The organism is Streptomyces sp. SL06 (genome assembly GCF_058244745.1).
On sequence record NZ_JBSYOT010000002.1, the window covers coordinates 6201937 to 6222645 of the forward strand.

Annotated in this window: 23 protein-coding genes and 1 pseudogene; 7 read left to right on the plus strand and 17 right to left on the minus strand. The window is 69.4% G+C overall.

Annotated elements, in window-relative coordinates:
• Nucleotides 1-23 precede the first annotated feature (23 nt).
• A complete protein-coding gene (locus AC4IHM_RS28500) occupies nt 24-785 on the plus strand; it encodes a GntR family transcriptional regulator (protein ID WP_490869822.1) in 762 nt (253 codons plus the stop codon).
• 49 nt (nt 786-834) lie between these two features.
• Here AC4IHM_RS28500 and AC4IHM_RS28505 read toward each other — a convergent pair whose 3' ends face one another.
• The 3 genes from AC4IHM_RS28505 to AC4IHM_RS28515 form a co-directional block, all read right to left on the minus strand.
• Nucleotides 835-1989 (minus strand): ROK family transcriptional regulator, encoded by a 1155-nt coding sequence (locus AC4IHM_RS28505; RefSeq protein ID WP_490869823.1) that lies wholly within the window; start codon nt 1987-1989, stop codon nt 835-837.
• Between the two features lie 100 nt (nt 1990-2089).
• Entirely contained in the window at nt 2090-2752 is a 663-nt protein-coding gene (locus AC4IHM_RS28510) for a response regulator transcription factor (RefSeq protein WP_490869824.1), read from the minus strand.
• A 14-nt stretch (nt 2753-2766) separates the two neighbouring features.
• On the minus strand, nt 2767-3921 hold the full coding sequence (locus AC4IHM_RS28515; protein WP_490869825.1) for a sensor histidine kinase: 1155 nt from the start codon (nt 3919-3921) through the stop codon (nt 2767-2769).
• A gap of 108 nt (nt 3922-4029) precedes the next feature.
• Here AC4IHM_RS28515 and AC4IHM_RS28520 point away from each other — a divergent pair, with 108 nt between their 5' ends.
• The 3 genes from AC4IHM_RS28520 to AC4IHM_RS28530 are packed head-to-tail and all read left to right on the plus strand — an operon-like array spanning nt 4030 to nt 6156.
• The gene (locus AC4IHM_RS28520) at nt 4030-4950 is read left to right on the plus strand and encodes an ATP-binding cassette domain-containing protein (RefSeq protein ID WP_490869826.1); all 921 of its coding nucleotides are present in this window, start codon (nt 4030-4032) and stop codon (nt 4948-4950) included.
• A 2-nt stretch (nt 4951-4952) separates the two neighbouring features.
• On the plus strand, nt 4953-5678 hold the full coding sequence (locus tag AC4IHM_RS28525; protein ID WP_490869827.1) for an ABC transporter permease: 726 nt from the start codon (nt 4953-4955) through the stop codon (nt 5676-5678).
• Between the two features lie 58 nt (nt 5679-5736).
• Nucleotides 5737-6156: a hypothetical protein gene (locus tag AC4IHM_RS28530; RefSeq protein ID WP_490869828.1), complete on the plus strand. Its 420-nt coding sequence runs from the start codon at nt 5737-5739 to the stop codon at nt 6154-6156.
• A 278-nt stretch (nt 6157-6434) separates the two neighbouring features.
• Here the strand turns inward: AC4IHM_RS28530 and AC4IHM_RS28535 are convergent, their stop codons facing one another.
• The 7 genes from AC4IHM_RS28535 to AC4IHM_RS28565 form a co-directional block, all read right to left on the minus strand.
• Nucleotides 6435-6770, minus strand: a complete 336-nt coding sequence (locus tag AC4IHM_RS28535) for an ATP-dependent nuclease (protein WP_490869829.1) — start codon at nt 6768-6770, stop codon at nt 6435-6437.
• A 691-nt stretch (nt 6771-7461) separates the two neighbouring features.
• Complete coding sequence (locus tag AC4IHM_RS28540; RefSeq protein WP_490869830.1) at nt 7462-8199, minus strand: ATP-binding protein; 738 nt, start codon at nt 8197-8199, stop codon at nt 7462-7464.
• 179 nt (nt 8200-8378) lie between these two features.
• Nucleotides 8379-8984 (minus strand): dTMP kinase, encoded by a 606-nt coding sequence (gene tmk, locus AC4IHM_RS28545; protein ID WP_490869831.1) that lies wholly within the window; start codon nt 8982-8984, stop codon nt 8379-8381.
• A gap of 13 nt (nt 8985-8997) precedes the next feature.
• Nucleotides 8998-9588, minus strand: coding sequence for a 3'-5' exonuclease (locus AC4IHM_RS28550; protein ID WP_490869832.1), 591 nt, complete (start codon nt 9586-9588; stop codon nt 8998-9000).
• Nucleotides 9581-10738: a radical SAM protein gene (locus tag AC4IHM_RS28555; protein ID WP_490869833.1), complete on the minus strand. Its 1158-nt coding sequence runs from the start codon at nt 10736-10738 to the stop codon at nt 9581-9583. Before AC4IHM_RS28555 ends, AC4IHM_RS28550 begins: the two co-directional genes overlap by 8 nt.
• Nucleotides 10739-10871: 133 nt before the next feature.
• Nucleotides 10872-11759, minus strand: coding sequence for a helix-turn-helix domain-containing protein (locus tag AC4IHM_RS28560; protein WP_490869834.1), 888 nt, complete (start codon nt 11757-11759; stop codon nt 10872-10874).
• Nucleotides 11722-11943 carry a DUF6879 family protein gene (locus AC4IHM_RS28565; RefSeq protein ID WP_490869835.1) on the minus strand — a complete coding sequence of 74 codons (222 nt, stop codon included), beginning with the start codon at nt 11941-11943 and terminating at the stop codon, nt 11722-11724. Before AC4IHM_RS28565 ends, AC4IHM_RS28560 begins: the two co-directional genes overlap by 38 nt.
• An 18-nt stretch (nt 11944-11961) precedes the next feature.
• On the opposite strand from AC4IHM_RS28565, the gene AC4IHM_RS28570 reads away from it, so the two are divergent.
• From AC4IHM_RS28570 to AC4IHM_RS28580, 3 genes are all read left to right on the plus strand, one after another.
• Nucleotides 11962-12732: a transposase gene (locus tag AC4IHM_RS28570; protein ID WP_490869836.1), complete on the plus strand. Its 771-nt coding sequence runs from the start codon at nt 11962-11964 to the stop codon at nt 12730-12732.
• A gap of 118 nt (nt 12733-12850) precedes the next feature.
• Nucleotides 12851-13072 (plus strand): recombinase, encoded by a 222-nt coding sequence (locus AC4IHM_RS28575; RefSeq protein WP_490869837.1) that lies wholly within the window; start codon nt 12851-12853, stop codon nt 13070-13072.
• Complete coding sequence (locus tag AC4IHM_RS28580; protein WP_490869838.1) at nt 13072-14118, plus strand: hypothetical protein; 1047 nt, start codon at nt 13072-13074, stop codon at nt 14116-14118. Before AC4IHM_RS28575 ends, AC4IHM_RS28580 begins: the two co-directional genes overlap by 1 nt.
• A gap of 32 nt (nt 14119-14150) precedes the next feature.
• On the opposite strand, the pseudogene AC4IHM_RS28585 reads toward AC4IHM_RS28580, so the two are convergent.
• The 7 genes and pseudogenes from AC4IHM_RS28585 to bioD form a co-directional block, all read right to left on the minus strand.
• Nucleotides 14151-14318 (minus strand): annotated as a pseudogene (locus AC4IHM_RS28585) (uracil-DNA glycosylase family protein); the annotation flags it as partial.
• Complete coding sequence (purB, locus tag AC4IHM_RS28590; protein ID WP_490869839.1) at nt 14315-15757, minus strand: adenylosuccinate lyase; 1443 nt, start codon at nt 15755-15757, stop codon at nt 14315-14317. The pseudogene AC4IHM_RS28585 and the gene purB, both read right to left, overlap by 4 nt.
• Nucleotides 15758-15842: 85 nt before the next feature.
• A complete protein-coding gene (locus AC4IHM_RS28595; protein ID WP_490869840.1) occupies nt 15843-16625 on the minus strand; it encodes an SGNH/GDSL hydrolase family protein in 783 nt (260 codons plus the stop codon).
• Nucleotides 16626-16973: 348 nt separating this feature from the next.
• Nucleotides 16974-17987, minus strand: a complete 1014-nt coding sequence (locus AC4IHM_RS28600; protein ID WP_490869841.1) for a hemolysin family protein — start codon at nt 17985-17987, stop codon at nt 16974-16976.
• Nucleotides 17984-19384: a hemolysin family protein gene (locus AC4IHM_RS28605; RefSeq protein ID WP_490869842.1), complete on the minus strand. Its 1401-nt coding sequence runs from the start codon at nt 19382-19384 to the stop codon at nt 17984-17986. Before AC4IHM_RS28605 ends, AC4IHM_RS28600 begins: the two co-directional genes overlap by 4 nt.
• Nucleotides 19385-19476: 92 nt before the next feature.
• A complete protein-coding gene (locus AC4IHM_RS28610) occupies nt 19477-19902 on the minus strand; it encodes a GNAT family N-acetyltransferase (RefSeq protein ID WP_490869843.1) in 426 nt (141 codons plus the stop codon).
• Nucleotides 19903-19991: 89 nt separating this feature from the next.
• Nucleotides 19992-20708 (minus strand): dethiobiotin synthase, encoded by a 717-nt coding sequence (gene bioD / locus AC4IHM_RS28615; RefSeq protein ID WP_490869844.1) that lies wholly within the window; start codon nt 20706-20708, stop codon nt 19992-19994.
• Nucleotide 20709 lies beyond the last annotated feature (1 nt).

The following is a 20709-nucleotide window of genomic DNA, read 5'->3' on the forward strand; positions in this document are numbered from 1 at the left end:
CCACGGCGATTGCGGAGGACAGGGTGGGGACCACGCAGTTGGAATCGGTGCCGGAACCGAAGTACCTGCATCTCAGGACCGTGCTCAGCGAGGCCCTGGACTCGGAGTTCTCGGTGGGCGAGATCCTGCCCAACGAGCGTGACCTGGCCGCCCGCTTCGGCGTCGCCCGCGCGACGCTCCGCCAGGCCCTGGAACAGCTCGAACTGGAAGGCAGGCTCCAGCGCCGCCGCGGCGTCGGTACGACCGTCGCCCCGCCGCGCGTCGGCGTGGCCGTCGGCACCCGGCGGCACGACTGGCCCGGCACGGCCGGCGACGCCTGGCAGCCCGCCGACTGCGTCCTGGCGGCCCCGCCCGCGTCCGTCGCCGACGCCCTGGGGACCGGCCGCGACGAGCCCGTCCACACCGTCCGCCGCTCCCGGGTGACCCACGGCCAGCCCGTCGCCGCGGAGCTGCTGTACGTCCCGCCGTCCTCGGTGCCCGACCTCACCGCCATCGACGCGCCCTCCGGCGCCGCACGCGCGCGTGCCGTGCTGCGCGAACTGCAGCGCGGGGAACTGGAGCGGCAGGAGAGCGCCGTGGAGCTGGGATCGGCAGGCGCCGACGACGCGAAGGAGCTGGACCGGCTCCCGGGCGCGCCCGTCCTCGTGGTCACCACCCGCTACCTCGCCGAGGGCCGCACCGCCGCGCTCGCCGTGGCCACCTACCGCGCGGACACCTGCCGGCTGACGTTCGGGGACTCCGGCGACGTGGAGATACACCACGGTCCGCCGGCCCAGGCCTCCTGACCGGCCCGCGCCACCGGCGACGACGCCACCCGCACCCGCCCCCGCCGGGTCAGCGGCGCGCCGTCGCCCCCTCGACGGCGAACAGCTCCTCCTCCACATGGTCGAGGGCCAGCCGCAGCGCACCCGTCGCCACGGCGGCCTCGCCGAGCAGCGACAGGGTCACCCGGGGCGGGCGCAGACAGTAGCGGGCCAGCTCCCGGCGCAACGGCTCCAGTACGCCGTCCAGCCCGGCCGCCCAGCCGCCGATGACGACCAGCTCCGGATCCAGGGCGAGCACCAGCGCCGCCACGTCGTGCACCAGCCGCTGGATGAAACGCTCGACGGCCGCGGTGGCCCGCTGATCGCCCTCGCGGGCCTCGGCGAAGACCTTCGCGACCGCCTGCTCGTCCAGCGGGTGCAACGGCTGGCCGGTGGTGGACAGCAGCGTCTCGGGCGTCACGTCCCGGCCCAGCAGATGCAGCGCGCCGATCTCCCCGGCCGCCCCTCCGTACCCGCGGTGCAGCCGCCCGCCGATCAGCGCCCCCGCCCCCGGACTCAGCCCGGCCAGCACGAACACGACATCGTCGGACCCGGTCGCGGCACCCTTCCAGTGCTCTGCGACGGCCGCCGCGTTCGCGTCGTTCTCGACCAGCACGGGGCACTTGAAGGACCGGCTGAGCCGCTCGCCCAGGCTCAGTCCCGTCCACCCGGGCAGCGCGGTGCCCAGCCGGACCGTGCCGTCCGCCTCGACGATCCCGGGCGTGGCCGCCCCCACCGCCCGCAGCGAGCCGCGCGCGACACCGGCCCGGCGCAGCAGTTCGGCGACGGCGGTGCGCAGCCGCTCCAGCCGCTCGTCGGCCGGGGCCGTCTCGCCGACATCCTTGGCCTGGGCGCCGATCACCCGGCCGTCCAGGTCGGACAGGAGCACGGCGACACGGTGGGGCCCGATCTCCAGGCCCAGCAGGTGCCCGGCCTCCGCCCGGAACCGGAACCGCCGCGCGGGCCGGCCCTGGCGCCGGGCGGCGCTCCCGTCGGCCGCCGTCTCGACGACGAGACCGCCCTCGATCAGCCCTTCGACGACGCCCTCGACGGTCGGCCTGGACAGCCCCGTCACCCGGGTGATCTCGGTCAGCGTCGCGCAGTCCGTGGTGCGCAACGCGTGGAGCACCACGGCGGAGTTGATTCTCCGCAGCAGCGACGGGTCCCCGCCGGTCAGGCCTGCCAAGGTCCGTCCTCCCAGCTCGTGCGCGTGTTGGCCGGATGGTACTCGGACCGGTCCGCCCCGGCGAGTTCCGGACCGCACGTTCACGGCGAGCGCGAGCACCTCAACCGGGCGCCACGAACCCCGACTCGTACGCCGTGATCACCGCCTGGGTGCGGTCCCGGGCCCCCAGCTTCGCCAGCACCGCGCTCACATGCGACTTCACCGTCTCCGTGCCGACCACCAGCCGGGCGGCGATCTCCGCGTTCGACAGGCCGCGCGCCATCAGCCGCAGCACCTCGCCCTCCCGCTCGGTCAGCCGCGCCCGCTCCAACTCGGCGCGGGCCGCGCGGTTCCCGCCGTCGTCGCCGTACCGGGCGGCCAGCCGCCGCACCGAGGCGGGGAACAGCAGGGACTCGCCCGCGGCGATCAGCCGCACCGCGTGCACGATCTCAGCCGGCCGGGCCCGCTTGAGCAGGAAACCGTCGGCGCCCGCGCGCAGCGCCTCGTACACGTACTCGTCGTTCTCGAAGGTGGTCACGACCAGGATCTTCGGCGGGTCGGCCACCGTCCGCAGCAGCGCGCGGGTGGCCTCGATGCCGTCCAGCAGCGGCATCCGGACGTCCATGGCGACCACGTCCGGCCGCACCTGGCGCACCAGCGGGATGACCGCCGCCCCGTCCGCGGCCTCCCCGACCACCTCGATGTCCGGCTGCGCCTCCAGCACGGCGCGCAGACCGGCGCGCACCAGGGGTTCGTCGTCCACGAGGAGCACGCTGACCGGCATCCGCCCAGCGTAGATCAGCGCAGCGGCAGTTCGACGCGCACCCGCCAGTGCCCGGCGCCGTCCGGCCCCGTGTCCGCCCGCCCGCCCAGCAGCGCGGCACGCTCGCGTATGCCGCGCAGTCCGCTGCCGCGGCCGGGCGCTGCCGCGTCGTCCGGCAGCGGATTGCGCACAACGAGGGTGAGCGCGCCGTCCGCGACCCCGACGCGGACCAGGGCCGGTACCGCCCCCGCGTGCCGCAGCACATTGGTCAGCGCCTCCTGGAGGATGCGGTAGCCCTCACGCGAGACCGGGCCCGGCAGCGTCTCCAGCGGTCCCGTGAACTCGGCTTCGACCTCGGCCCCGGAGGCGCGGGCCGCCTCCAGCAGCCGATCGGCGTCCGTGAGGTCAGGTCCGGTGCTCACGGGCCGTTCCGTCTCCCGCAGCACGCCGAGCACCCGTTCGAGGTCCGTCAGGGCCGCTCTGCCCGTCTCCTCGATCGCCGTCAGGGCCCGGTCGGTGAACTCGGGGCTGTTCGCCGCGCGGGCGGCCCCCGCCTGGACGACGGCCACCGTGAGGGCGTGACCGATGGAGTCGTGCAGCTCGCGCGCGATACGGGTGCGTTCGAGGAGTTGCCCGGTGCGCTCCTCCAGGGCCGCGAGGCGCTCGGCGGCCGAGGGGCCGAGCAACTGCCGCGCGACGACGGTGACCAGCTCGCCCAGGCCGACCACCAGCGCGTACAGCGCGACCAGCGGTACCGGTGCCAACACGCCGTACGCCCAGCACGGCGTCCCCGCCGGCGCGGGCAGGTCCTCGCTCGCGTGCCCCACGACGCGCGAGGCCAGGGCGTACGACAGGATCGGCAGCCAGATCGTGGCGTACGCGGTCACCCCGCCCAGCAGCGTCCGCGCTTCCAGCCACAGCACGGTCCGCCACCGGTCCCGCCAGGCCGTTGCGGGCCGCGCGGAGAAGCCGGGCTCCGCCTCGTCCGGCGTCAGCAGCAGCCGCGCCTGCACCCCCTCGCCCACGCGCACCGCCGGAATCAGACCCAAGGGGACCAGCATGATCAACGGCGCCCAGGGCAGCCCCGGTTCGACCCACATCCACATGCTGAGGGCCGCCATCGGCACCCACAGGTGCAGCAACCGCGTGTACGTCCTCCCGCGTACCAGCGGGCGCAGCAGGCGAACCATCCCGGCATCGTGTCATCCGGCACCGACAGCGGGGCTCCCCCGCACGGGGGAGGCACGACCCACCGGCGGGGGAGGACACGGCGCGGTACGTTCGGCGACGCTGCCGTCATGACCAGCATCGACCTCCGCAACCTCACCAAGGAGTACGGCACCCGACGAGCCGTCGCGGACCTCACCGTGACCGTGCGCCCCGGCCGTGTCACCGGCTTCCTCGGCCCGAACGGCGCCGGGAAGTCCACCACCATGCGGCTCGTCCTGGGCCTCGACCGGCCGACGTCCGGGACGGCGACCGTCGGCGGCCGGCCCTACACCGCCCTCGACGAACCGCTGCGGCACGTCGGAGCGCTGCTCGACGCGCACGCCCCGCACGGCTCGCGCACCGCCCGGGACCATCTGCGCGTCCTGGCCGCGAGCAACCGCGTTCCGCCGCGCCGGGTCGACGAGGTGCTGGAGGAGACGGGCATCGCGTCGGTCGGCCGCCGCCGGGTGCGGACGTACTCCCTGGGCATGCGGCAACGTCTGGGCATCGCCGCCGCCCTGCTGGGCGACCCGGAGGCGGTGATGCTGGACGAGCCCTCCAACGGGCTGGACCCCGAGGGCATCATCTGGATCCGCGGACTGCTGCGCCGGCTCGCCGCCGAGGGGCGCACGGTGCTGGTCTCCAGCCATCTGATGAACGAGACCGCGTCCTACGCCGACCACCTGGTCGTCCTCGGCCGGGGCCGCCTGCTCGCCGACACCCCGATGCGGGAGTTCATCGACGCGCGCGTGCGGCCCCGGGTGCGTGTCCGCACGTCGGACGCCACCGCCCTGAAGGCCGCCCTGGCCCGGCACGGCCACGACGCCGTGGAGGACGACGACGGCCACTGGAGCGTGCACCACGCGCGCGTGGACGACATCGGGCGTGTCCTGTCCGGTGCGGGGGTGCCGATCCTCGAACTGTCCTCGCACGAGGGCACCCTGGAACAGGCCTACCTCGACCTGACCGCCGCCGAGAGCGAGTTCACCGCACAGCCCCAGGAGGCCTGACCATGTCCCTCGCGCCCGTAATCCGCTCGGAGGCGCTCAAGGTCCGCACCCTGCGCTCGCTGTGCTGGACGCTGCCGGCCCTGTTCGCGCTCGTCACGGCCTTCTCCGCGTTGGCCGGTTCCGGTGCCCCGGAGCCGGACTCCGACCCGCTGTTCACCGCCCTGTTCGGCGTCCTGATCGGCCAGATCGCCGCCATCGCCTTCGGGACCACGGCCGTGTCGTCCGAGTACCGGGGCAACGCGATCCGGGTCTCCCTGGCGGCCGTTCCGCGGCGCGGACGCTGGTTCGCGGCGAAGCTGACGGTCGTCGCCGTACCGGTCCTGGTGGTGGGCACGGTCACCGCGCTCGCCGCCCTCCTCGTCGACCGCGCGGTGACCGGCTCCCCGGCGGTGGACGGACTCACCCTCGCCGAGCAGGCGCGCGGGGTCGTGGGGTGCGGGATCTATCTGACGCTGATGGCCCTGCTCGCGGCCGGACTCACCGCGCTGCTTCGCAGTGGCACGGCCGCCCTGGCCATCCTGATCCCGTTCATCCTCATCGTCTCCTTCGTCATCGGGGACGCGGCCGGCGGCGCCGTCGACCTCCTGCCGGACAGGGCCGGGCAGATCGTCCTGCACCGGACGTACGACGGCACACTGGGCCCCTGGACCGGGCTCGCGGTGACCGCGCTGTGGGCGACGGCCGCCGTCCTCGCCGGTGCCTGGCGGCTGTGCCGCCGCGACGCGTGACGCAGACGGCCGGCTGACGGCCCGCCAATTGTCGGTGGGGGCCGGTTTACTGGAGGGCATGAACATCGCGCGGCACATCTCCCTCATCGACGAGCTGTGCCTCCGGCCCTTCCCGGCGGACGCGGCGGCTCCCGGTCACTTCGTGGCGGTGCTGGAGAGCAGCCACGGCCTGCGCGACGCCGACGGGACGGAGCGGGCGCGGACCGTCGACCAGTACGAGAGTGACCGGGACGCCCTCTGCGAACGCCTCGCCGCGCGCTGGGGGGAGACGGACCCCTGGAATCTGCAGACGGTCCTGCTGCGGACCGAGGCGGAGGACATACCCGCGCCGTGGGCCGACCTCAGCGCCCGCGCGCGCGTGGCCCACCTCTGGGAGGCGGGGGACACCGGCCGCTGGCTCGCGGTGGCCGTCGCCGACCGGGACGAGACGGACGAGGTGCAACTGCTGGCCGTGGTCACGCGGGAGGCTCCGCCGTGACCCCGGTTATGCGTGCGCGGCGAGCCGCAGCCGCGCATACTCCTCGGCCATCGCCGACGCCGTCCAGTGCGCGTTCAGCCCTTTGAACATTTCAATAACTACCCATTTGTAATAAAATTGATCTTGTGAGCAAGATTAATTCAGAACCAAATTCGCCTGTGAGGGTCGGCCCTTATTCGCATCTCTGATACGGATGAAGAGCGGGCACCTGGCATCGATCGGCAGTTGCGGACAGTGCACCCGCTTATTTCCTCACGGGATGCCGTTCTCACACGCGACTACATCGACAACGGGTTGGTGTCAACGTCCAAGGCTGCGATGTAGTGCGCGCGCTGAGTTTTCGTCAGACCGTCATAGGATGCGTGGAGTTCGGCTTCTTGACCTTCCCGACCGTGAGATAGGTCGGACTCATCAAAGTACCTTGTCGCCCGACGGTTTAGAGGCGCGGTTGCAAGTCGCAGTGCTTCGATCACATTGGATTTTCCAGAGTTGTTCTCGCCGACGAGAAGGGTGATTCCTGGTTGAAACTCGACTTCCGCGTCATAACAGGATCGGAAGTTCTTGAGACGGAGACTCCGCAAGTACATCCCCGGCTCTTTTTTCTCGTCACTCATAAATAGTTCCTCATATATTCCATGTCTACTATTCTAAAAAAAAGCCTCCTTCTGTACCATGTGTCACATAAGGAAGCCTTGGCACCTTGACACACAACTCCCTGGCTGCGCAGGTGAACTGACGGGTAATACGACAGCACCTGACACAATCGAACAGAGGTGCGAAGTCGATGAAGCGGCACCCGATCCGGTACGCGCCAACAAAGTACGCCCCGCGACCATCGTCACGGGGCGTTCTTTGTTCTCTGGAGTTGTCACTTGCTCCCCCCCCTCTACCGCGCGCCGAACCACTGCCCGTAGGTCAGCCCGACCAAGCTTCCGCGGATCACGCGCTAGACCGATGCCTCCCCTCTCGCCACCTGCCATACCGAAGCCAGCACTCAAGTTGAGGACGTGAAGCGTGTGGCTCCGTCGGCCCAGGAAGCTGCAACCGGTGGAGTGGCCACGCTCGCGTGGTCGTCCTGAACCAGTGAGACTGCTGCATGCGGAAGATGCAGCGATGGCACGCGAACAGCGGCAGTTCTGCGTCTCGGACGACCATGTCCCCGACGTGAGCCACTGGAACACCGAGCGCTTCGCAGCGGAAGCAGGTTCCTTGGTACCAGTCGAACAGTCCCCATATCTGTTGCGGCTTCATCAGGCACCAACTCGCTCTTGATCGAGCCGACCAACCCGCAGCCGGCCACGGTCCTTAGATTGCATCGTTCCCCCGCGACGCGACCATCGCCGAAATCGTCGTCTCCAACAGGTGGTCGAACAGCGCAGTACGCGCCTGGTCTTCAACCGGTCCCGGTGATGCCCGGATGCCGGTTGGTAGGACGATCGGGGGGTGTAGTTGGTTGAAGGAGGACGACTCCACGGGCGCACCGATGGGCAGCTCAGCCCAGACGACCTTCCCGCCGACCGGTGAACGGTAGACGTTCCACTGCTTCGCCAGCACATCAACGAGGAGCAGGCCGCGCCCACTTGTCTCTTCAAGAGTTGGGTTCTTCTGTACGGGAGCCGCTTCTGCTCTGTCCCAGACCTCGGCGTAGAGGCTGGCACCGATGGCACGGAGCTGTATCCCGACGACGTGCTCAGGCTTGATCTGGCACGGCTTGGGCTTGAGGTCGGTGATCCCGCTGACCCTGACGGCGTTGGTGACGAGTTCGCTCATGATGAGCGTCGTTGTGTCGGCGTGCTCTTCGAGCTGCCATCGCGTCAGCATGTGACGGACGAACATGCGTGAGTACGCAACAGCCGCAGGGATGGCGGTCAATGGGAGCGTTGCAACGAGCAGCGGGATTGGGTTCACGGTGTCTTTGGCGGTCACATCGGCCCGCCGTCCTTGATGGTCAGCGACCATGACGAGACTTCCTTCTCCGGAGGAGCGGCGATCCACACCCACCGCCGGTGTCTTGCTGAAGCAGTTCTTTGGTGGCTTGGTCATCCAGATCAGGAAGTGCCCGGACGTAGCTGTAGATCGGAGGCTTCATCGCTCTGCGCTCCGCAGGAACGGGGTGCAAGGGCTGGCGACGGACGCGGAGCCAACGCCGCCAGCCCTGCTGCTTTCATGGGGTGCTGAGCCACCAACTGGTTCGCTCAGCGGAGAGAACCACGACGCGTGAGTCACACACGAGGGGCGGCGAAGAAGGTCGTCAGTCGATCTCGAATGACCTTGGCCGCCTGCTCGGGTGGTCGCTGGTTGCAGTCAACGCGCAGGACATCGAAACCGGCCTGGATCAAACGCTCGGTCGCTTGCCGGTAGAAGTGAACCTCTGCGTGACTGCTGCCTGGCGAGAGCTGGAAGCGGTTATGTGGTCCACGCTCCGTTAGCCGCTCTGAGATCACCTCGGGGTCGGCTTCGAGGATCACCGCCAGATCGGGGCGGTCAGCTTCGGCGTTGAGTTGCCAGAGGAATGACGGATCAACACCGTCGAAGCGCTGCATCACCAGACCAGAGGGGATGTACCGATCGCTGATGACCGTCCGGCCATCCTCAAGGTGCGGCCGTACTTCCGTCTCGACGTGGTGGTACCGGTCGGCCGCGTACAGACACGCGAGGGCGTGACCGGTGACCGTCTCCGTCAACTGACGGCAGAGATCGCCTATCGGTCCCTTCGACGGCTCGGCCGTCACATGGACGTTCTCACCTTCGGCTACGAGCATGTGCGCCAGGTGGCGAACGATCGTGGACTTCCCGGCACCGCTGGGGCCGTCAACCGTGACGAACATGCCTCGCTCTTGGCTAGAAAAGGGTCGCAGCTTCATCCCTGCCACCCCCTGGCGGTTGGTCACGTAGGTCATCCAGCGACCGCGGAATGCTGTTGGTCGTCGCGAGCATCTGGAACAACCGTGCCGTGACAAGCGCGTCGTACGTGGCGCGGTGAGGCCTCAGTTCTGGCGACAGCCCCTCAGAGAGCTTGAACGCCTCGACCAGCGACCCCAGTCGGTGACTCATCTGGTCGGGCACGAAACGGCGGGCCAGCTTGAGCGTGTCGAAGACTTCCGGGCACTCCCACCCCGTGAGCTTGCGTCGAAGCACGCCAACGTCCACGTGGGCGTTGTGAGCCACCAGCGCCGGGTGGGACAAGGCCAGCAGTACGTCAACCTTGATGTCCTCGAACAACGGCGCGTCGGCGACGGCCTCGTTGGTGATGCCGTGAATCCGTCGGGCCATGGGCGTGATCGGCTGATCCGGTCGAACCAACCAGCTCACCGGTTCCCCAATAACCCCACCGACGATCGGCACTACGGCCAACTCCACCAGGTCCGGCGGCTGCTGTCCGTTGCCCTCCACGTCCACGACGACGTAGTTCAGGTTCGTCCAGTCAGTCATCTTGCTTCGGTTCCTTCCATCCGATATCCGCCCGACCATGCCGCCGGTCGTGGTGGGGATGGCGAACATCGTGCACCTGGAAACCGAGGGCGTGTTGGAGGTAGTAGCGCGGCTGTTCCTCGGCGAGTCCGGCGACGACAGCCGCCCGCTCCGTGATGTCCACGACCACCAAGCCGCTGGCGTCAGACAAGCCGGAAGCGACTTCCCGTATCTTCTGCGCACTTGGCACGCGGTGGGCGCCCTTGCAGAGGCTGAGCTGTGCGAGCGGGCAGATGTCGCACAGTTCACGGATGCCGTAGTGGCCGTTGTAGTCGGCCTCGCCATGGGCGAACGACACGGCGCACGAGGTCTTGCGGAACAACGACTCGCAGCCGGCGAACGTTGAGAGGACACGCTTTTCCAGCGTCTCCGGCACGATCTTGCGCCGGGCGGTTTCGTCGTACGGCTCGGGCAGGTTGTTCGCCTTGTAGTAGTCGGCGATCTGACCCCGGTAGAACAGGCCGGTGAAAACCGTGGCGTCAGCGTGATAACTCAGCTCGTACGCCCGGTCGAGATGTTCCGGTGAGTCGTTGAGACCTGGCACCAGCGGTCGCCAGTACAGAACCGTCCGATAGCTGCGGTCGAGCGGTTCACTCATGAGCTTGAGCGACTGGGCTGCCACGCTGGACGGGTACGGCTCGATGTCCTTGTTATCGATCCCCGAGTACGTGAACAGCAGCGTCACCTTGACGTGCCGGAGCTGGTTGAGTCGCTCGACATCGTCGGCCTTCATGGCGTGCCGGGTGATGACCAACACGTGGTTGCGCAGCTCGCGCTTGTCGAGGTCTTCTAGCACCGCGAAGGTGTGTGGCCGGACGTTGGGGAGGAACGGGTCTGTGGCCCGGTTGAAGACCTGAACCGGCGTCACGTGCGGCTGGAAGTACCGGTGATTGACCAGTTCTTCGACGGCCTGGGTGTCGCTCATGAGGGCACGCGGTTGCCGCTGATCCCACAGGCCGTAGGTGTGCCGGATGCAGTAGGCGCAGTCCAGCGGACACCCCTGGATGTGGTTCAGGCTGAGGCCGCTCTTTCGGTACTCGACCACGTCGCGGGCGCGCTCAGGAAGTCGGTCGATCTGCTCTCTGGTGAGCAGTGGTACGAAGGTGGACACCTAGCTCTCCCAAATCCCGAAGGGGTAAAGACGGTTGACCGTCTTTCAGGGAGCGTAGGGGCGCGAGAGAGGTGCGCATAGAAAGTTTCTTGGTATTTCTAGCAACTCCACGAACGAGCGAAGGGCGCAGAAATCACGAGCCATCTTCGGGGGAGTTCGGCACAAGATCGTCAATGACGCGCGTGATGATCGCTCGCGCGGCGCGGCCGTAGCTGGCAACGGCGGCGAGCTGGTCGAAGACACCGCCGTACAGCTCGATCTCTTGGGGCTGGGCGAGGTTCAGCTCTGCTGAGTACGTCTCGACCATCACGCGGTCGTTGTCCAGAATCCAGAAGCCATGCCACGGGGCAACGACGTACTGCGTCTCGAACGCGATGATGCCGAGCCGTACGTTGGGCAGGGCCGACAGAGAGACAAGTCGGTCTAGCTGTCCGAGCGTGATTTCTGGTGATGCCAGCCGAAAGTGCAGCGCTGCTTCGGTAAGAACGAAGTGGAATCGCTTATCCGGCCGGTACAGGATTTCTTGGCGCTGGGCACGTGCCCGCACGGCTTCGTTGATGTCGTTGGGTGCCTGGAACATCGTGATGCCCTGGACAAGCCGTGCTCGCGCATACTCAGCCGTTTGCAACAGGCCCGGGATAACGGTGGCTTCAAAGACGCGGAACAACTTGGTGCGAGCGTCCAGATCGGCAATCTCGTTCTGATGAGTACTGAGACCCGTCTTAAACTGTCGCTGCCACTCGGCATGCTGGACTTCGAGGGTGTGCAGCGAAGCAAGAAGCGCCTCAGCTTCGCCCACGCTGTCGGTCGCTTGCGTCCAGCCGGTGATGTCTTCATCGGTCGGTGTCTGTCGGCCGTTCTCCAGCTTCGACACCTTGGATGGTGGCCATGCCAACGACTCCGCGAGCTGCTTGCCGGTCAGACCGGCTTGTTGCCGCAGTTCACGGAGTCGCTTGCCCAGCGCGTTACGTGCCTCGTGGACGTTAGTCGCGCCGGTTGTGTTGTTCGGAGGCAAAGTCATCCCGTCGTCTGGCGTGGTGCCAGGCGGCGTCACGCCAGTAGTTGTGCTCCACGATCACGGCCGGATCTTCGATCAGCTCGCCACCAAGGAAACGGTCAGCATCATCGAAGTGCATCCGGACCAGCTTACTGCTGTCGAACAACCAGTAGTCGTGGTTAAGGGTTGTCCCGTAACCGCTGGCCACGGGTGAGATGATCTTGTCGTGTCTGGTGTGATCACGGCGTCGGAGCCCTCCTGGATAGTCCCGTTCACCGGGCTGAGCTCGCGTCAGTTCGGCAAGCTGATCACAGCCCTGCGCCGGGAGGGTGCAGACCCGGTGCGCAAGGGCCGACCCTGGAGCCTGCCGCTGGAGGACCGGGTCCTGCTGGTCGCCGCGTACTGGCGAACGAACCTCACCATGCGCCAACTGGCTCCGCTGTTCGGGGTGTCGAAGTCGGCTGCGGACCGCATCATCGACCACCTGGGCCCGGCGCTCGCGCTCCAGCAGCGCAAGCGGTTCCGCAAGGACACCGTGCTCATCGTGGACGGCACCCTGGTCCCCACCCGCGACCACCAGGTTGCCGAGCAGTCGAAGAACTACCGGTACTCCACCAACCACCAGGTCGTTATCGACGCCGACACCCGGCTCGTCGTCGCCGTCGGCCGGCCACTGCCCGGCAACCGCAACGACTGCAAGGCATGGGAGATCTCGGGCGCGAAAGCCGCCGTCGGCCGCACCACCGTCATCGCCGACGGCGGCTACCGCGGCACCGGCCTGGTCATCCCACACCGCCGCCAACCCGGCCAGGCAAACCTCCCGGCCTGGAAGGAGGAACACAACGCCTCCCACCGAAAAGTCCGCGCCCGAGTCGAGCACGCCTTCGCCCGCATGAAGACCTGGAAGATCCTCCGCGACTGCCGCCTGAAAGGCGACGGCGTCCACCACGCCATGCTCGGCATCGCCCGCCTACACAACCTGATCGTCGCTGGGTGACGGGCAAACGGCCAGGTCATCGGCCCGTCCGAGATCATTTACGGGACAACCCTTAGGCTCCTGCGCACGCCCTTACGGCACCCCGTGCCAACACGAACACGCCTGCATCCGCTGCCCGATGCTCCAGGTCAACCCGAAAATGCTCACGCGTCTGGATGAATTGGAGGAAGATCTTCAGGTCAGGCGAAGGCGGGCGGAGGCCGAGAAGTGGCTCGGTGAGATCGACGGCATCGACCTGACGCTGACCTTTCTTCGCGCCAAGCGCGACGAGGCCCTGCGGCTCACTCGCCGCGGCCCTGTCGATCTCGGCTTGCCCGATCCACGACCTCCGGAGGCGTGATGACCACCCCAACTAACCCGCTAACACCCCAGACCGTGCAGCGGCTGGCCTTCATCCGCTTCCTCCACGAGCAGGGCGTGACGCAGTCTCGGCAGCCTCAGCCCCTCGCAGCAACCGCTGTGCTGTCCTTTCATGACGCAGTCGAACTGTTCCTTGTTCTTGCGGGGGAGCACCTCCAGGTCGGCCTTCCTACGCAGATCAACTTCTCTCAGTACTGGGAGAAGCTCGCGGCTGGCTTGCCGCCCAACTCGCAACTGCCGAGCAAGAAAGCCATGGAGCGGATGAATAAGCTCCGGGTCAACCTCAAGCACCATGGTGCCGTTCCATCCCCGACGGACATTGACCAGGTTCGCGCGGACGTGCTGACCTTCTTCACCGACGCCACCCCAATGATCTTTGGGGGCGCGTTCACACAGATCGACATGATTGACCTCGTGTCGCGGCCCCAGACCGTGAAATTCCTGCAATTCGCGCAGTCCTGTGCAGATAAAGGAGATTTGCCGCAGACGATGGCGGCGCTTTCGATTGCGTTCACGGAGCTCATCGAGCACTACACCGAGACTCGGCGGTCGGCCTACAGGCCACCGTTCCGGTTCGGTGATGTCAAAGACTACCGTGACGAGAGTCGCAGGATCGGTGGGGACAGAGAGGCCAAGAAGCTACGCCTGACTGATCTCTTGAGTCATATCAAGGACATCTCAAAGCAGTTGTCGAGTGTCACAAAGACGACTAAGGAGATGCAGCGGGCAATGCGAGTAACTGCGCTTGGGATCGACTACACCCGGTATGCGCGATTTGATGTCCTGACGCCTCAGGTCGGGCGCTACATGGGTGGAAACGCCAGATTCTTCGTGGAAGAAGGGCACAAGTTGCTTACCCACGAGGACTATCAGTTCGCCCGCCTGTTCGTGATCGAATCCGCAATGCAGGCAGCCAAGGCAGACGCTGTGCTCCAGCGCAGGCTTGACCATCGCGCGGCCTCTCCGGCCGGCTGGGGCCAGGCAGAGGAGCGAGACTGGGAAGGGCCCGACCCCTTCGGGAACTAGGTCGTCACTCGTCCGGGTGAAGTGCAGAGAAGCAGCACCGGCCAGAAGCGGTTGCCCGGACGGGCGAAGTGGTGGCCCGTCGCCGCCGTCATCAGGCCGGGGTTGATTCCGCAGAACAGCACATGGAGGCCGTCCGCGACGACGTCCGGCACGAGACGGTCGCGGGCGGTCTGCAGCTCGGCCCGGGTGAAGGGTGTCAGAGGATCGCTCCGGGGGTGTAGCCCGCGGCTGCCGGGTGCTGCTTGACGATCTCCTCGATCCGGCCGACGACGGCACCGACCTGAGCGGCGGCGGCGCCCGTGAAGGAGAGCTTGTCGGCCATCAGGGCCTCAAGCGCGGCACGGTCGAGCGGGACGCGCTCGTCGGCGGCGAGCTTGTCGAGGAGTTCGTTGCGCTCGGCGCCCTGCTCGCGCATCGCCAGTGCGGAGGCGACGGCGTTCTCCTTGATGGCCTCGTGCGCGACCTCGCGGCCCACCCCGGCCCGCACCGCGCCCATCAGCACCTTGGTGGTGGCGAGGAACGGCAGGTAGCGGTCCAGCTCCCGGGCCACGACGGCCGGGAAGGCGCCGAACTCGTCGAGCACGGTCAGGAAGGTCTCCAGCAGCCCGTCCAGCGCGAAGAAAGCGTCGGGGAGAGCCACCCGGCGCACCACCGAGCAGGAGACGTTGCCCTCGTTCCACTGGTCGCCCGCCAGCTCGCCGGTCATCGAGGCGTAGCCGCGCAGGATCACCATCAGGCCGTTGACGCGCTCGCAGGAGCGGGTGTTCATCTTGTGCGGCATCGCGGAGGAGCCGACCTGGCCGGGCTTGAAGCCCTCCGTGACCAGCTCGTGCCCGGCCATCAGCCGGATCGTCTTCGCCAGCGAGGACGGCGCCGCAGCGAGCTGCACCAGCGCGGTGACGACCTCGTAGTCCAGCGAGCGCGGGTAGACCTGGCCGACCGAGGTGAACGCCTGCGAGAAGCCGAGGTGCCCGGCGATCCGCTGCTCCAGCTCCGCGAGCCCGCCGGCGTCCCCGCCGAGCAGGTCCAGCATGTCCTGGGCGGTGCCGACCGGGCCCTTGATGCCGCGCAGCGGGTAGCGGCCGAGCAGCTCCTCCACCCGGCCGTACGCGACCAGCAGCTCGTCGGCGGCGGTGGCGAACCGCTTGCCCAGGGTGGTGGCCTGCGCGGCGACGTTGTGGGAGCGGCCCGCCATGACCAGCTCGCCGTACTCGCCGGCCAGCTTGCCCAGCCGGGCCAGGACGGCCACCGAACGGTCGCGGACCAGCTCCAGGGAGAGCCGGATCTGCAACTGCTCGACGTTCTCCGTCAGGTCGCGCGAGGTCATGCCCTTGTGCACGTGCTCGTGCCCGGCGAGGTCGTTGAACTCCTCGATCCGCGCCTTCACATCGTGCCGCGTGACCTTCTCGCGCTCGGCGATCGAGGCCAGGTCGATCCGGTCGAGGACGCGCTCGTAGTCGGCGATCGCGGCGTCGGGCACCTCGATGCCCAGGTCCTTCTGGGCCCGCAGCACGGCGAGCCAGAGCTGCCGCTCCAGCTTCACCTTCTGCTCGGGCGACCACAGGGTGGCCAGCTCGACGGAGGCGTAGCGTCCGGCGAGGACGTTCGGGATACGGGGCTTGGCGGGAGCGGAAGTCACGTGACCGGATTCTACTGGCGGTTCGTGCAGGCCGGTGCCACGGGGTTCTTCGTCGGAACCTACGAAGGCCGCGTGACCTGGGGAATCACGGCGTCAGGCCCTCGTACGGCACCAGTTCCGGGCGCTTGGGGGGCAGGCCGTCGCCGGACGAGCGGCCCGTCAGCCTGCGGCCTATCCAGGGCAGCAGATGCTGCCGGGCGAACCGGAGATCCTCGGTCCGGCGGGTGACCCAGCCCGGTGGCGGCGTCGGCGGGATCGGCGCGTGCCACTGCGGGTCCTCGGGCTCGTGGCCGAGCGCCTGCCACACCGCCTCCGCGACCCTTCGGTGCCCGTCGGCCGTCAGGTGCAGCCGGTCCATGTCCCACATGCGCGGGTCGGCCAGCGACTCGGCCGAGTACAGGTCGACGACCACGGCGCCATGTTGCTCGGAGAGGTCGTCGATGATGGCGAACAGGGCCTCCATCCGGGGCCGGAAGCGCTCCAGTACCGGGCCCTGGCGACCCGGGCTGCGCATCAGCACGAGCTGCTCGCAGTGCGGGGCGAGCCGTTCCACGGCCTGCGTCAGCAGGTCCCGTACCCGGGCCATGTCGCACTTGGGGCGCAGGGTGTCGTTGAGCCCGCCGACCAGGGTGATCACGTCGGCTCCCATGGCCGCCGCCACATCGACCTGCTCGTCGACGATCTGTCCGATCAGCTTGCCGCGCACCGCGAGGTTCGCGTACCGGAAGCCGGGGGAGCGGGCGGCCATCCGCGCGGCGAGGAGGTCGGCCCAGCCCCGGTAGGAGCCGTCGGGCAACAGGTCCGACATGCCCTCGGTGAAGGAGTCGCCGACGGCGACGAGGCTGGTGTGGGTGGGGTTCGTCTGCATGGCGACAGAAATGGTAGCCCCTACACATACCCGCCGGTCGGTCCCCCTCCGCCAAGCCTGCCTGCCCGCCCACCGGTCGGTCCCCCGCCGCCCACGCCCTGCCGTCCGCCGGTCACCCGCTGCCGCTCGACCACCCGCCCGCCGCCTGCCACGCTGCCGCTCGCTCGGCCGCCGTCCGCGCCCCCGGCCGCTCAGTCGCCGCCCGCGTCACTCCCGCCGCTCGGCCGCCGCTTGCCGCGCTCGTCAGCGCCGTCACGTCCGTCACAGGGCCCACGTCCGTCACCGGCGCACGTCCGACCCCACTACCACCCAGGCTCGCCCGCTGCCCTCACGCCTCCGGTGCCGTCCTCACGCCTGCTGCCCGAACAGTTCCCGCAGGACGTCCTCCATGGTCACCAGACCCGCCAGCCGCCCGTCGGAGCCGAGTACGGCCGCCAGGTGGGTGCGGCTGCGGCGCATCGCCGTGAGTACGTCGTCCAGCGGGGTGCTCTCCCGCACCCGGGCGATGGGCCGCATGTCGCGCGGCAGGAACGGCTGGTTCCGCGGCGAGGCGTCCAGGGCGTCCTTCACATGCAGGTAGCCGACGATCCGCCGCCCGTCGTCCACCACGGGGAAGCGGGAGTACCCGGACTGCGCCGACAGCCGCTCCAACTCCTCCGGAGTGATGCCCACGTGCGCCTGCACGACGCGTTCCAGCGGCAGCACCACGTCCCGCACCGGCCGCCGGCCCAGCTCCAGGGCGTCGTGCAGCCGCTCCTGGGCCCGGTCGTCGATCAGTCCGGCCTCGCCCGCGTCCTTGACGATCTCGGCCAGCTCCGCGTCCGTGAAGGTGGCCGTGACCTCGTTCTTCGCCTCGACCCTGAGCAGCTTGAGCAGCGCGTTCGCGATGGTGTTGACCGTGAAGATCACCGGACGCAGCGCCCGCGACAGCGTCACCAGCGGTGGCCCGAGCAACAGCACGCTGCGCACCGGCTCGGCCAGCGCGACGTTCTTCGGCACCATCTCGCCGAGCAGCATGTGCAGATACGTCGCCAGCGCCAGCGCGATCACGAAGGACACCGCGTGCCCCGCACCCGAGGGCACACCCACCGCGTCGAACAGCGGCTCCAGCAGGTGCGCGATCGCCGGCTCCGCGACGATGCCGAGGACCAGCGTGCACAGGGTGATGCCGAGCTGCGCCGCGGCCAGCAGCGCCGACACGTGCTCAAGACCCCACAGCACACGCTTCGCCCGGCGGTCGCCCGCCTCCGCGTGCGGCTCCACCTGGCTGCGGCGCACCGAGATCAGCGCGAACTCGGCGCCCACGAAGAACGCGTTGACGACGAGCGTCGCCAGACCGATCAGCAGTTGTACGGCGATCACCGGCCGGCCTCCCCTTCGTCGTCCCTTTCGTCGTCCTCGTCCTCGTCCTCGTCCTCGTCCTCGTCGGCGTCGGCGTCGGCGGCGTGCGCGTCGTCGGCCGGCGCGTGCAGCAGCACCCGGGCGGCCCTGTGCCCCCTGGCGTCCACGACGTCCAGCCGCCAGCCGGCCACCTCCAGACTGTCGCCGACGCCGGGGATGCGCCCCAGTTCGGCCGCCACCAGCCCGGCGACCGTCTCGTACGGCCCCTCCGGCACCCGAAGGCCCAGCCGCGCGAGCCGGGCCACGCGTGCCGAGCCGTCGGCCCAGTACAGGGCGTGGCCCTGTTCGTCGGTGCCGGCCGGGTCCAGCTCGGGGGTCTCGTGCGGATCGTGCTCGTCCCGCACCTCGCCGACGACCTCCTCGACGATGTCCTCCAGCGTGGCCACGCCCGCCGTCCCGCCGTACTCGTCGATGACGACGGCCATCGTGCGCCGCCCGGAGAGCCGGTCGAGGAGGCGGTCCACGGTCAGTGACTCCGGGACGAGCAGCGGCTCGCGCATCAGCTCGGCCACCGGCATGCCGGACCGCCGCTCGGCGGGCACCGCGAGGACATCCTTGACATGTGCCGTGCCCACCACGGCGTCGAGCGTGTCCTGGTAGACGGGGAACCGGGACAGCCCGGTCGCCCGCGTCGCGTTCGCCACGTCCTCGCACGTCGCCCCGGACTCCAGGGCGACGACCCGGACGCGCGGGGTCATCACGTTCTCGGCCGTCAGGTCGGCGAGGTTCAGGGTCCGTACGAACAACTCGGCGGTGTCGGCCTCAAGCGCGCCCTCCTTGGCCGAGTGCCGGGCCAGCGCCGCCAGCTCCTGCGGCCCGCGCGCGGACGCCAGCTCCTCGGCGGGCTCCACGCCGAAGCGGCGCACGATCCGGTTGGCCGTGTTGTTCAGATGGGCGATGAAGGGCCGGAAGGCCGCGCTGAACCAGCGCTGCGGACCGCCCACCCGTTTGGCCACGGCCAGCGGCGAGGAGATGGCCCAGTTCTTCGGCACCAGCTCGCCGACGATCATCAGGAAGACCGTCGACAGGGCCGTGCCCAGCACCAGCGCCACCGAGGAGGCCGCCGAACGCGGCACCCCCACGGCCCTCAGCGGCCCTCCGATCAGCGCGGCGACCGACGGCTCCGCGAGCATGCCGACCACCAGATTGGTGACCGTGATGCCGAGCTGCGCCCCGGACAGCTGGAAGGTCAGGTTCCGTACGCCCTTCAGGGCGCCGGCCGCGCCTCGCTCGCCGCGCGCCGCCGCCCGCTCCAGTTCGCCGCGCTCGACGGTGGTCAGCGAGAACTCGGCAGCGACGAAGGCGCCGCACGCGAGCGAGAGCAGGATCGCCACCAGCAGCAGGAGCACTTCGGTCATCGGGTCACCTCGGATCCATGATCAGCCAGGGCGGGGAGGTGCGCGCGATGTCGTGCGCCGGGGGACTCGCTCATGCGCCGGTGCTCAACCTTTCAGTCGGTGAGGGGCTTCACCCAGCGTCGCCACTGCTCCTGCGGCTCGTACCCGGCGGCCCGCCAGGCATGCTGGGCCCGCTCGTTGCGCCGCAGCACCATCGCGTCGACCCGTCGTCCGCCCAGGGCGGCGAAGCGCCGTTCGGCGGCTGCCAGCAGGGCGGTGGCGACGCCCTGCCGGCGGTGGTCGGGGTGGACGGCCAGCCGGTAGGCGGAGCATCGCCATCCGTCGAAGCCGGCTATGACGGTTCCGGCCAGGAGGCCGTCGCGTTCGGCGAGGAGCAGGGCGCCGGGGTCTCGTGCGAGGAGCCGGGCCACTCCGTCGTGGTCGTCGCTGATACTCGTACCCTCTGCGGCCTCGCGCCAGAAGTCCAGCACGGTGTCGATGTCCGAGTGGGCGGCGCGGCGGATCTGGAGATCGATCATGTGCTGAGGTAAGCAGACCGCCGGTCCGTCCGGCGAACGGGTTCTCGTCCCCGCCGGCCGAGCCGCCCGGCGGCGGCCCGGCCGGTTGCTCAGAGGGCCTCCCGGGCCCGGAACGCGTCCGCGTTCCACGTGCCCTCCAGCCGGGGCGCCAGCCAGTGCGGTGCCGTGGAGCGGAAGGCGGCCGGGGGGAGGGCGGCCGCTCCGGCGGGGACGGCGCCGAGGAGAGGGGCGCCGGACACGTCCGGCAGGTCCGCGAGGTTGCAGCGTGCGGCGAGGTCGGGGGCGCCTGGCCAACTGCCGATGACCACTCCCGGCAGCTCAAGCCCCCGGGCGCGCAGCTCACGCGCCGTCAGCTCCGTGGTGTTCAGTGTGCCAAGCCCCGCCGACGCCACCAGCAGCACCGGCGCGCCCAGCAGCCCGGCGACGTCCGCCAGTGTCCCGCCGGCCGCGTCGAAGCGTACGAGCAGTCCGCCCGCCCCCTCGACAAGCACCAGGTCGTGCTCGGTGGCCAGCTTCTCCGCGGCCTGCGCCACCTCCCGCGGGCGCACCGGCGCCCGGCCGGCCCGGCGCGCGGCGGTGCCCGGTGCCAACGGCTCGGGGAAGCGGGCGACCTCGGCCGCCGTCACCGCGCCGGCGAGGCGCGCCACCTCCCGGGCGTCCCCGGCACCGGCCGGCCCGACGCCCGTCTGCGCGGCCTTCAGCACGGCCACCGACCGCCCGCGCGCCAGCGCCGTCGCGGCGACGGCGGCGGTCACGACCGTCTTGCCGACCTCCGTGCCCGTGCCCGTGATCACCAGTACCGGCATG